The following is an 11,512-nucleotide window of genomic DNA, read 5'->3' on the forward strand; positions in this document are numbered from 1 at the left end:
TGCCTCTTTTAGCTAGAGCAGCGAGAATTGTCAGGTCCTCTGCCTGCCGATAATCTCCAACCGCTCTGCGTTAGAATCACCTCAAAAGCGAAGTCACTTGGCTAATCCGTCATTTCTGGCGAAAGGCGGAGTGGAACGACACAACCAGCGGGCCCAGAATGTAGTCGAGCGCGGTGCGTTCCTCGGTGACGATCATGACTGACGCTGGCATGCCCGGGTAAAGCGCAATCTGTGGGGCTGCTGCCAATTCAATCGGATCGACCGCTACGTCGGCAAGATAGTAGGGAAACCCGGTCTTGCTGTCGGTAATGCGATCCGCCGAAATGCGGGTGACGCGGCCATGAATTATGGGTATTGAGCGCTGCTTGTAGGATGTGAAACGAACTTCGGCAGCCATATCGGGTCGCAGGTTCGATATGTCCTCGACGCGAATCTGGGCCTGGACGATCAGCGAATTTTCGGTCGGAACGATATCAAGGATGGTCTGGCCCGGCGAAACGATCGCGCCTATCGAGAAGACGCTGAGATCCATCACCTGGCCGTCATAAGGCGCGCGCACTTCGGCTCGGTCCATGGCAGCCTGGGCGGCAAACATCTTGGGCACGAGGTCGGCAAGGTTCGATTGCGTATCGATCAGCATGGCCGACAGCTTGGCTCGGCGCTCATTGGTCAATTGCGCGATTTGGCTCTCGAGTTCGGCTTTGCTCTGCTGACTGCCGCCGATTGCGCCGAGGTTCTCGTCGATCAAGCCCTGCAGATCCGAGGCGGACCTTTCCAGTTCCAGGATGCGCGGGCGGGTCGTCAGTCCGGCCTTGAGCAGCTTTGACAGGCTGGCCTTCTCGTTGATCGTCGATCGTAGCTGGGCCTGGTAGGATTCGACCCGAGACTGTTTGCCCTGGATCTGCTCCTCGAGCTCGGCAATGCGCCGCTTGAGTATCTGCCCGGCGCCGGCCATCGAGGCGCGTTGGCTTTCCAGATCGGCGATCTGGTTTGCCATTGCATCCCTAAGGTAGTCTTCGTGCTCTTTGAGAATGTCCTTGGGAAAGGCAACAACCTCGCTGCCGTCCAGTTCGGCTCGGATCCTGGCATCGGTTGCGCGCAACAGCGCATATTGCTGGGCATAAAGATTGAACTCGGACCGAATCCTGGTGTCGTCCAGCTTCAGCATTATGTCGCCCTTCCTGACGACGTCGCCATCCTTGACGCGGATCTCCTTCACCGTACCGCCGTCGAAGTGCTGTACGCTCTTTCGATTGCCATCCACCTTGACGATGGCGTCTGCAAGCACAGCGCCGTTCAGCGGGGCAAAGGCCGCCCAGCCGCCAAAGATACCGAAGAAGGCAACGATGATCAGCAGGCCGATATAGGCCGGCACCCGGATCGAATCCGGGGCCAGAATGCCGGTGTCGCCAGGCAGGCTCCGGTAGGTAAGGGCGCCGTCGCTCATCGCTCTCTCCAAACACGGTTCATTGCGTTGCCACCGCCATTGGAGCCGCGCGCTGGTTGAGGAGCGCCACGATCTCGTTTCTCATGCCGAAGGCCTCGACGGCGCCATCGCGCAGCAGAAGGATCTTGTCGACATTCGCCAGAGTCGAGGGCCGATGCGAGACGATGATCACCGTGCTGCCGCGGCGCTTGAGCTCGATCGCACACTCGCTCAGCGCGCGGTCGCCGTCGGCGTCGAGATTGGAGCTCGGCTCGTCGAGAATGATCAGGTTCGGCGTTCCGAACACCGCCCGGGCAAGGGCAATCCGTTGCCGATATCCTCCTGACAGCACTGCGCCGCCTTCGCCGATCTGCGTCTCATAGCCTTGCGGCAGGCGGATGATCATCTCATGCACGCCGGCGAGCCGCGCGGCCTCGATGACCTCCTGGTCGACATTGGTCTTGAAGCGGCCGATGTTGGCGGCGACCGTATCGGAGAAGAGTTCGATATCCTGCGGCAGATAGCCGATGTGGTCGCCGAGCGCGTCGTGCCCCCATTGCGACAGGTCGGCGCCGTCCAGCCTGACGGTACCACGGCTGGGTTGCATGACGCCCGCGAGATGACGCGCCAGCGTCGACTTGCCGGCACCAGAAGGGCCGACGATTCCCAGCGTCTCGCCTGCTTCCAGCCGGAACGACACGTCCCGCAGAAGCACTTTCTGCTGGCTGGCAATTGCAAAGCTGACCTGCTCGACCGAAATCTTGCCGGTGGGCTTGGGCAGGTTGAACGATCTTTCGTTCTGCGCGCCCCCATCCAGCAGCTTTTCGACCCTTGCCAATGCCGCCCGCCCCAGGATCAGGCTGCGCCAAAGGCCGACGATCTGCTCGACCGGCTGCAGCCCACGCCCTAGCAAGAGGCTCGCTGCGAACATGGTGCCGCCGGTGATCTGCCGCTCGATCACCAGATAGGCGCCGAGGCCAAGGATCAGCGACTGCATGGTGAGCCGCAGGAAACGGATCAGGCCCGACATCAGGGCGGCGCGATCGCTTGCCTCCGCCTGGCGCCGCAGCGCCAGGTTGCGGTCGCGCCCCCAGCGGCGGATGAGACCGTCGATCATCCCCATGGCGCGAACGACTTCCGCGTTTCTGAGGCTCATCTCGGTAAAGTTATAGTTGGTTGTCGCCAGGTCGTTGGCCTGCTTCAGCGGCGAACGCACGATATACTCGTTGAGCACCGCCATAGCGATCAGGAGCAGCGAGCAGCCCAGTGCGAAGAAGCCGAGCCAGGGATGCAGCAGGAAGATGATGCCGATGTAGATGGGCGACCATGGCAGGTCGAACAAAGCGTGGATGCCGCTGCCGGTGATGACCTGCCTGAACGTGTCGAAGTCTCGGATCGGCTGGCTCGGCGAGGAGCCGGGCGATGGGGCCTCTACCGACGCCGCGAGGATTTTAGCCGACAGCAGCCGGTCGAGCCGCGCACTGGCACGCGTCAGGATCCAGGCGCGTACCAGGTCGAGGCCGGCCAGCGAAAGAAAGGCCGCCAGCAACACCAGGGTCAGCATCACCAGCGTGGTTTCGCTGCCGCTGGTGACGACCCGGTCGTAGATCTGCAGCATGTAGAGTGGGGAGGCCAGATAGAGCAGATTGATGGCCAGGCTGAATGCCGCCGCGACCAGGAAATAGCGGCGGCACGCCCGAAGCGCATCCTTCACAATTCGAGATTTGCTATCCACGTCCAGAACCCCACTCGATACGCGTCAGGCCAGGTGGGCCGCCGCTGACGGCGGCCCTTTGGTTCACACCACGAAGTCGCTTGAAATTGCTCCATCGCCAACGCCCGTCAGCGTGAACTCCGCCGGATTGTACGAAACGGCGGTATGGCCTTGGCCGTCATCGGCGAGCTTGAAGCCGTTTGCATCATAGGAGCCGACCAGATGCAGCGCGGTACCGTGGGTGCCGTCGGAAACGGTCAGCGTTCCGCCGCTGCCGTCCTGGTTTGCCTGATAGACGGCCGTCGTTCCCGCACCGAACAGGATGTCCTCTAGTTCCAGCCTGTCGTCATTGGTGATGCCGCCGATCCGCCCGCTGAAGTCGAAGGAATCGTCGAGCTGCAGCGTGCCGGCGGCATCGTGCGCGAAGGTGACGTCCGTCGACGAAGCACCGCCGAACTCGAGCTTCGACAGGTTGCCGATCGTGGCATCGCCGTCGCCGGTAACCTGGCCGTGGATGACGATGTCGCCGCCATTGGCCAACAGCATGCCGGAATTCGCCAGCCCGCCATTGATCGTCAGGCCACCTGAACCGGTCGCCTCCAATGTTCCGGAGTTGGTGACGACGCTGCCCCCTGTGTCGATGACGAGCGCATTCGCACCGGAAGCGATAATGGTGCCCTGGTTGTCGAGGCTCAGCATCCCGCCGCCCAGCTGGCCGGCGCCCGATATCGTGTTGTCGACATTGACCAGAGTGACGTCCGGCCCCGTGCCGGAGATGACGTTGGCGGCGCTGTCGGACAGCAGGATCTGTCCGCCGCCCTGCAGCGTAACGCCATGCTGGATGACCTGTAGCAGCGTTTCACCGCCGGTCGAGTCCAGTGAGATGACGCCGCTATTGTTGATCGTGCCGCTCAGCGGCAGCAAGGCGCCGTCGCCGATCGTCATGGTGCCTGGATTGTTGACCACCGGCGTCTGGTCGAAGACGAAATTGCCTGCCGTCAGCGCGCCCGAGTGCACGCCATCCAGCGTGATCGACTGCCCATCGCCGAGCGCAATCACCGCGTTGCCGTGGGCATCGTCGGCGATATGCGTCTGCAGGTCGGCAAAGTCTGCCAATCCATTGTAGCCGATAAGGTCGATCTGATCGGCCGCCGCGTCGAAATTGTGCACGGTGTCGGCGCCGATCGGCTGCGAGAAGACGAAGAGGTCGTTGCCGCTGGAGCCGGTCAGCACGTCGTCGCCGGACCAGGCGAAGATCGGCGAACCCGGAGCGTAGGCCTCGACATTGTCGGCGATCGACGCGCTGCCCGTCGTGCCGTCGGCATTGGTCCAGGTCAGTTGCACGTCGAGCACCGCGGCGCCGGTGAATTCGACCGGTGTGGTGACGGTCAGCCCGTGCAGGTCGTTGGTCTGTGTCGTCCAGCTTCCATCGGCGTTATGCGTCGCGCCGTCGATGGTCCAGCCCGAAGGTACGTCCTTCACCGTGACGGTGATGAGCGCACCTTCATGCGATGGATCGGTGAGAGCGAGATTGATGGGCTCGCCGGAGGTGCCGGCGGGCTTGAGGCTGTCTTGGCTGGCAGCAGTGCTCGGGTTGCCGGCCCCATCCTTGAAGGCTCCAGATGCAAAAGTCGCGGTATAGGTGGTGCCGTTGTTTGGCTTAGTCACCAGCAGGGTGAACGTATCGACGGTATTGCCGCTTCCGTCAGTTGTGGTGCCCCAGGTTCCCGAGTTTGGCACCAGGACAACCCCGTTTGTTAAGGTCAGTTTTGTGGAATCGAAGAACGTGTGGTTCATCCCCGTTTCGCTGAATCTGACGATAATCGTGCTTGGCGCGTTATTGTTTCCTTGAACGCCTGTGATCAGCGCAATGTTGGGCAGTGTGGTGTCGCCGCCGGTGTCGATCGCAACCGTATCGGAGCCGGCACTGCCGGTGTTGCCGGCGGCGTCGGTGTAGCTGCCAGCCGCCACCGATACTGAGCCAGTCGCGGAAACCCCGTCGGTCGCCGTGAAGGTGGCGTGGTAAGTGGTCGCGGTATCCTGCGTGAAGCCGGTGATCGTGCCGTTCGTCGGCGTAATATCGCCTACCGTGAAGCTGGCGCCTGGCGCCTCGCTGAAGGTGAAGGTCACGTTCGAGCTTGGGGTCCCGTCGCTGAGCGAAGCCGCCACGACGTCGACCACGACGGTCGGGTTGAGCCTGTCGATCGCAACCGTATCGGAGCCGGCACTGCCGGTATTGCCGGCGGCGTCGGTGTAGCTGCCAGCCGCCACCGATACTGAGCCACTCGCGGAAACCCCGTCGGTCGCCGTGAAGGTGGCGTGGTAAGTGGTCGCGGTATCCTGCGTGAAGCCGGTGATCGTGCCGTTCGTCGGCGTAATATCGGCTACCGCGAAGCTGGCGCCTGGCGTCTCGCTGAAGGTGAAGGTCACGTTCGAGCTTGGGGTCCCGTCGCTGAGCGAAGCCGCCACGACGTCGACCACGACGGTCGGGTTGAGCCTGTCGATGGTGACGGTGTCGGATCCGGCGCCGCCCAGGTTGAGGGACGCGTCGGTGTAGCTGCCCGCCGCCAGCGAAACCGTGCCGGTGCCGGTGAAGCCGTCTGTTGCCGTGACCGTCACGGTGTAATGGGTGGCATCGACCATGATCAGCGAGCCGGCATCGACCGTGAGGCCGGCCGACGCCACGACGTCGCCTACCGTGAAGCTGGCGCCTGGCGCCTCGGAGAACTCGAAGGTGACGAGCGAGCTGTTGTTGCCGTCGCTGAGCGCGCCGTCGACGATGTCGACGGTGACGGTCGGATTCTCGGTGTCGATGGTGACGGTGTCGGATCCGGCGCCGCCCAGGTTGAGGGACGCGTCGGTGTAGCTGCCCGCCGCCAGCGAAACCGTGCCGGTGCCGGTGAAGCCGTCTGTTGCCGTGACCGTCACGGTGTAATGGGTGGCATCGACCATGATCAGCGAGCCGGCATCGACCGTGAGGCCGGCCGACGCCACGACGTCGCCTACCGTGAAGCTGGCGCCTGGCGCCTCGGAGAACTCGAAGGTGACGAGCGAGCTGTTGTTGCCGTCGCTGAGCGCGCCGTCGACGATGTCGACGGTGACGGTCGGATTCTCGGTGTCGATGGTGACGGTGTCGGATCCGGCGCTACCGGTGTTGCCGGCCGTGTCGGTGAAACTGCCGGCCGTCACCGACACCGAGCCGGCGCCATCAAAACCGTCTGCTGCCGTGAACTTCGCCGTATAATGCGAAGCATCGATCTTCACAAAATTAGACAGCGTTCCGTGGGTTGCCGTCACATCGTCTAAAGTGAATCCGGTCACCGGACCAGTGAATGTGAACGTCACGACAGAGTTGTTGTCGCTATCACTTAAGGCAGAATCGACAATATTGACGTATACAGGTACATGTCCGTTGATATCGAGAACATTAACCTGCTCGATCGCGGAAACCTTGAGGTTGATCGTGGTGAATGTGAATTCTGCCTGACCTGCTTGGCCGGTATTCGAGTTCGAGTTTGCGGCAATGAAGGCACGAAACTGAGCAATTTCAGCGTTAAACGCCGTCATGAATGACGCATTGGCTAGCTGATCATTGCTTAGGTAGATAGAGAGCGTATCGATCTCGGCAGTGCCTTTGGCAGCATTGCCGTTGCCGCCATCGTAGGTGTCGTAGCCGGAAAAGGCTGTTTGTTCGGCGGTTGTCCCTGTGCCGTAGACTTGGCCACCAATCTTGTACTGATTTTCCCACGCTCGATAGATAAGCGTGTCGGCTCCCGATCCGCCAAGGACCGTATCGAAACCGCTTCCTCCATCGAGCGTATCGGCGCCAGACCCACCATTAATGTAATCATTGCCGCCACCGGCGACGATGACGTCGGTCCCGCTCCCGCCGATAAGCTTGTCATCCCCATCAGTCACCACGCCGACGTAGCTGCTGCCACTCGCACCCATACTAACCTCCCAAGATCATGGATTGAGACGCGGAAGCGATGACGACGGTGTCCTTGATGCAATTGAAAAGGTCATCCTTCGCCTGCGGCGTGTTGGAGAAAGACGTCGTGGTGCCGCCGGCACCGGTGACCTGAGTAGCCATTTTCAACCCCCCTTTTAAGAACAGACGCCTCATCTGTTTTATCGGCAGTACTGAACGACCGGCTGCTTCCAGCCGAGGAAAAATCTCGCGAATCCGGGCAGGCATGAATTTTCGCCTCATCCAGGCACACCGCCGCGCTTGGAACAGCCGCCTCAAGCTGGCCATTCACGGACGGATATTGACCCGATGCTGCTGGACGCGACGACTGGTCGTCGCGCTACCTTTCCTACCCCAAATTACATCGTCAAACCCGTGGTTATTGACCACGAACTTTAGATGGCTCTTATATTAGGAGATTATTAACTCTTATAGAGAGGAAGCGTCAACGCCCAACTTGGCCGAACAGTTAATAGCCGAACATAAGGGGAGCCACAGTCACTAGAATCGAGTTGTGAGATCGAACAGGCGCACGCCCGATATGAGCCAGGCGGCAGAACGTGCGGCTCAGCCTGACCAGAGCCCGCCAGCGCACCACCATACCAACACCGCACCTTAATCGCTGAGTACTTTCGTGCAGCACGCCAACCCGACAGCAGGCCAGTCCGCTTGAACGGTCGGGGATTCAACTGAGTCACTTCACGCGCCGGACAGCCGGGAAGCTTCATGCCCTTGCTCACGGAGATCTTGAAGCCGGGCAACTCGAACATCTGTCCCACACGTCCGTAGCACTTCGTGAAACCTCGTCGTTCGGTACGTGCGACCACACCACGTTCAAGGGCGATTGATCGCCCGAGCACTGTCGCGATCGATCTCGTCAGGGATATATTCGCCGGCATTGGCATCGAAGCCGGTCCAGCCGTCAGCCTCGTAGGCCCTGCGGCGTTCGGCAAGGTCGACCGATCTGGATTGCCCCAGAATTTCCTCGGCGTTTGCAATGAGTTCATCGTCCACCTTGGCCGTGACCAACGTGCCGCCGCGGCGTACGCCCTCCGCATACACGTGCGCATCGTTCTCGGGCACGCCGGACTCCGTCAGACCGCCGACGATGCCTCCGACCGCACCGCCGGCCAACGCCCCGGCAACAACACCGGTCGCGGTGGCGGCGAGCCACCCCGCCGCGACCACAGGTCCGATGCCCGGGATGGCCATGACCCCCAGCCCTGTCAGCAATCCGCCGGCACCGCCGATCACGGCTCCAATCCCCGCGCCAGCCCCAGCATCCTCGGCAGCCTCCGAACGGTCGGCATCGTACCAGTCGTCCGAATTATTGGCGACGATGCTGATGTTCGCATGCGGGACGCCCGTGGCTTCCAGTTCGCGGACCGCGTCGGCCGCGTCGTCATAGCTGTCGAACAATCCAGTTACCGTTTTCATCTGATTTCTCCTGATCCGTGCTCACTTGCTGGCGGCAACGATGTTGCCCTGATAGTCCAGGCCGACGGCGAGGCTCTCGCCTGCCTTGGTTGCATGGCCCCGCCAGATGCCCTGGTCGTCCTTGGTAAGCTTCGACACGTTGGTATAGCCCGCACCCTCGATGCGGCTCTTGGCCTGGGCTTCGGTGAAGCTGTTTGCGCCAGGGACGAGAGCGGCGGCATTGGGGGTATTGTCGGTCTTCACCGCCGGTGTTGTCGCTCCCGTGATGGCGTCCTGCCCGGCTGCGATCTTTTCGATCATCCGCTGGTGCGTCTTCAGCGTATCGACCGTTTGCTGGGCGAATGTCTTGAGCGCCGCGTTGTCACCGCCGCTGGCATAGGTTTCAAACAGCTTGACGGCGTCGGCGTGCGCCTTGCGCTGCATGTCGACATAGGCTGGATCGATCGGCGCCTGCGCATTCTTGAGCTTGTCGAGATCGCCCTGGTGCTGGGCGTCAAGCGTCGACGGCACTTTCAATTTTTGTTCGCCGGCCACTGTTGCCAGCTTGGCATTAGCCGCGCCGTGATCGCGGATCATCATCTGGGCGAAGTCCTTGATGCTCTGGTCCTGAACCTTGCCCAAGGCAATCTGGCTCGAGTCGACTTCGAACTTGCCGCCGATGGCAGCCTTGTCGACGAAGTCCTGGGCGCCGTCGGCAGCAAAAGCAGGCACGGCGAGAAGAATGGAAGCAGCGGCGAGCAATGCGAAAAGGTGTCGTGTTTTCATCGGCTTTGTCCTTGCCTGGGATGCGCCCTAACAAGCCAAGATGCGCTTTGTTCCGATACCCAGACGACATGCCTGCAGGCCCGGCAGCACCACGATCCGTGCATGATGCTGCCGGATTATCCCGCGCGAGACCTGCCCCATCGACGTAAAATGTGGAGAAGTGACAGGCGACAGGAACGCCGGAACCATGAACCAGCGCCTTTGTTGGTTAATCTCGTGTCCTTGTCCTACCCACCCAGGAGTGGAACTCATGTCATCCCGAGCCGAGGGATTTACAATCGCTCTGTCCCACAGTGGAGATGCCAGAGCGCGGGCCGCCACAGCGCTCTATCAATACAACATCGCACACACCGGGATCGACGACCGAGCTGTTATCGGAGCGGAGCTTTGCGACCAGTCAGGAAAGATCCGGGGCGGGCTTTGGGGCAGAACCGAACTCGGGCTCCTGTTTCTCGACATGTTTTTCCTGCCTGAGCCATTGCGCGGCCGATCCTTTGGCTCACAGCTTCTCAGGGCAATTGAGGAAGAAGCCATCAGGCGCGGCTGCAAGAAGGCCGTCGTGGAGACGAGTAGTTTCCAGGCACCGCTATTCTACATGCGCCATGGCTTCGAGGAATTTGGCAAAGTCGAATTCGGGATCCCTGGACATGCCCGCATCTTCTTTCGCAAGGACCTGCTGTAAGTCTTGGGACAGGGCGCGAACGGATGGCCATCGGCTTGTTTCAAACGCCAGGTGCTGTGGAACAAATCGACGATTGCGGAGTTAAAGCGCGTCGCGACGCGCAGTCTTGCAGCGATGTGTCGAATAGAATGCATCCCCTGGAGAGGCATGTGCGTACTGGGCATTTCAGAAAGCCGATTGTCATTCAACCTGGCCGGATAGACCGCGACAGGGTTGTGGTTTCGGTGTCGGACGCAGCCGAAGTGCTGCTGCGGGACTGGCCAAAGCCGACATCCGAGAGGCGTCTTGCCGCGATCAGAGCGTGCCTTGCCGTCATGCGAGGCGAAAAGCCTACAAGGACCGCACGACAGGCGTTCATCGTTGCGGCCAAGGACGCCTTCTGCTGAGCGAGCAAGTCTGACCCTGGTGGGTAGCCTCGGTGCACGCAAGCTTGGTTCTGCCGGCGCCTACAAGTGCGACTCTGCCGAGTTTGGTTCGAAAGGGAGAAATCATGATCAAGGTTTCAAGTCCCACGCCTGCCGCAGCCAGAAGCGAAGTTCAGGCAGGAGCAACGCAGGACAAAACGCCAGGGTTCGATCCCGCCATTGCCCCGCTCGAGACAGACGCAGAGGCCGCGGACACAGAAAATCCGGTCGATGGGACAAGTCCGCCGCGGACTCGCCCAAAATTCGAAAACGATTCCAGCTTTGCCGATGCCATGCGCCCGGTCGAAGGCGAGCCGGAGCTGCGGCCTGGCGGCAACTGGCCGGTGTTGGTGATTGCAGCTGTCGTTTTGGTAGCAGCCGTAATCTTCCTGACGGCGAGCATGCTGCGCTGAGAACGATACCGACGATGCAGCACCCACGACCTATTCCTGGAGGTCTGGCTCGCCCTTCATGCCCGAGAGTTCAGTCATTGGGCACAGCAGCCGCGGTCGCGCGGGATCGGAGATGTCGAGCTTGTCCCAGGGGATGCGGTATAGACCGTCGCGGCGGCGCAATCGGAAAAGATCCAGCACCGCCACGCCTATGGCCGAGGCCGAAAGACGCTCGAAAGCGGCGTAGACCCCGACATGAAATTCGGTGACGACGAAATCGTCACCGTCCCGTTTGGCGTGGATCTCCTCGATATAACCGACATTCTTACCGCGCTGCGAGAGTACGCGTCGCCCTGCCAGATGCTCGAGGTTGACCGTGGTCATCATCAAGCTCCCGGAATGCGCCCGATGACATGGTCGCGCAACCAGTCCTGCCAGGCGAAGATCGACGTTTCTCGCACATCGATGTCGAACTCGATATCGATGCCGATATCTTTCACCTTGCGCCAGGCGATCCGATGGGGCTCGCCATGCTGCTTGCCACCCACCTTGACCGCGAGCCGCGCCATCCAGCGCCCAGGCCGTGCGCCGAGGCGACGCGCCAGGGTGATGGAGCCGAGCTCGATGGCAATGATCCGAGGCGGCTTGCCAGACCGCAACTCCGCCACCAGCCCGTCGACCTTGCCGATCTTGACCTGCTCGCGGTCGACCACCTGCTTGTC

11 protein-coding genes are annotated in these 11,512 nt (G+C 61.3%); 3 read left to right on the forward strand and 8 right to left on the reverse strand.

Annotated elements, in window-relative coordinates; genetic code table 11:
* Positions 1 to 109: 109 nt before the first annotated feature.
* The 6 genes from EN943_RS10620 to EN943_RS10645 all read right to left on the reverse strand — a co-directional run bounded on the left by EN943_RS10620 (position 110) and on the right by EN943_RS10645 (position 9,312).
* Positions 110 to 1,447: an HlyD family type I secretion periplasmic adaptor subunit gene (locus EN943_RS10620; RefSeq protein WP_127412570.1), complete on the reverse strand. Its 1,338-nt coding sequence runs from the start codon at positions 1,445 to 1,447 to the stop codon at positions 110 to 112.
* Positions 1,448 to 1,466: 19 nt separating this feature from the next.
* Positions 1,467 to 3,161, reverse strand: coding sequence for a type I secretion system permease/ATPase (locus tag EN943_RS10625; RefSeq protein ID WP_127412571.1), 1,695 nt, complete (start codon positions 3,159 to 3,161; stop codon positions 1,467 to 1,469).
* A 63-nt stretch (positions 3,162 to 3,224) separates the two neighbouring features.
* On the reverse strand, positions 3,225 to 7,091 hold the full coding sequence (locus EN943_RS10630) for an Ig-like domain-containing protein (protein WP_127412572.1): 3,867 nt from the start codon (positions 7,089 to 7,091) through the stop codon (positions 3,225 to 3,227).
* Between the two features lies 1 nt (position 7,092).
* On the reverse strand, positions 7,093 to 7,338 hold the full coding sequence (locus EN943_RS10635; protein ID WP_127412573.1) for a hypothetical protein: 246 nt from the start codon (positions 7,336 to 7,338) through the stop codon (positions 7,093 to 7,095).
* A 606-nt stretch (positions 7,339 to 7,944) separates the two neighbouring features.
* The gene (locus EN943_RS10640) at positions 7,945 to 8,547 is read right to left on the reverse strand and encodes a general stress protein (RefSeq protein WP_127412574.1); all 603 of its coding nucleotides are present in this window, start codon (positions 8,545 to 8,547) and stop codon (positions 7,945 to 7,947) included.
* A 21-nt stretch (positions 8,548 to 8,568) separates the two neighbouring features.
* A complete protein-coding gene (locus tag EN943_RS10645; RefSeq protein ID WP_127412575.1) occupies positions 8,569 to 9,312 on the reverse strand; it encodes a DUF4142 domain-containing protein in 744 nt (247 codons plus the stop codon).
* Positions 9,313 to 9,499: 187 nt separating this feature from the next.
* Between EN943_RS10645 and EN943_RS10650 the strand changes: the two genes are divergently transcribed.
* The 3 genes from EN943_RS10650 to EN943_RS10660 all read left to right on the forward strand — a co-directional run bounded on the left by EN943_RS10650 (position 9,500) and on the right by EN943_RS10660 (position 10,811).
* Positions 9,500 to 9,994 (forward strand): GNAT family N-acetyltransferase, encoded by a 495-nt coding sequence (locus EN943_RS10650; RefSeq protein ID WP_245475696.1) that lies wholly within the window; start codon positions 9,500 to 9,502, stop codon positions 9,992 to 9,994.
* Between the two features lie 23 nt (positions 9,995 to 10,017).
* Positions 10,018 to 10,380 carry a DUF982 domain-containing protein gene (locus tag EN943_RS10655; protein ID WP_245475698.1) on the forward strand — a complete coding sequence of 121 codons (363 nt, stop codon included), beginning with the start codon at positions 10,018 to 10,020 and terminating at the stop codon, positions 10,378 to 10,380.
* 104 nt (positions 10,381 to 10,484) lie between these two features.
* Positions 10,485 to 10,811, forward strand: a complete 327-nt coding sequence (locus EN943_RS10660; protein WP_127412576.1) for a hypothetical protein — start codon at positions 10,485 to 10,487, stop codon at positions 10,809 to 10,811.
* Positions 10,812 to 10,841: 30 nt separating this feature from the next.
* Here EN943_RS10660 and EN943_RS10665 read toward each other — a convergent pair whose 3' ends face one another.
* Together EN943_RS10665 and EN943_RS10670 are read right to left on the reverse strand one after the other, a co-directional pair.
* A complete protein-coding gene (locus EN943_RS10665; RefSeq protein WP_127412577.1) occupies positions 10,842 to 11,174 on the reverse strand; it encodes a hypothetical protein in 333 nt (110 codons plus the stop codon).
* A gap of 2 nt (positions 11,175 to 11,176) precedes the next feature.
* Positions 11,177 to 11,512, reverse strand: a 336-nt coding sequence (locus EN943_RS10670) for a hypothetical protein (protein WP_127412578.1), incomplete at its 5' end; no start/stop codon positions are given.

This window comes from Mesorhizobium sp. M7A.F.Ca.US.006.01.1.1 (genome assembly GCF_003997935.1).
GTDB lineage: Bacteria > Pseudomonadota > Alphaproteobacteria > Rhizobiales > Rhizobiaceae > Mesorhizobium.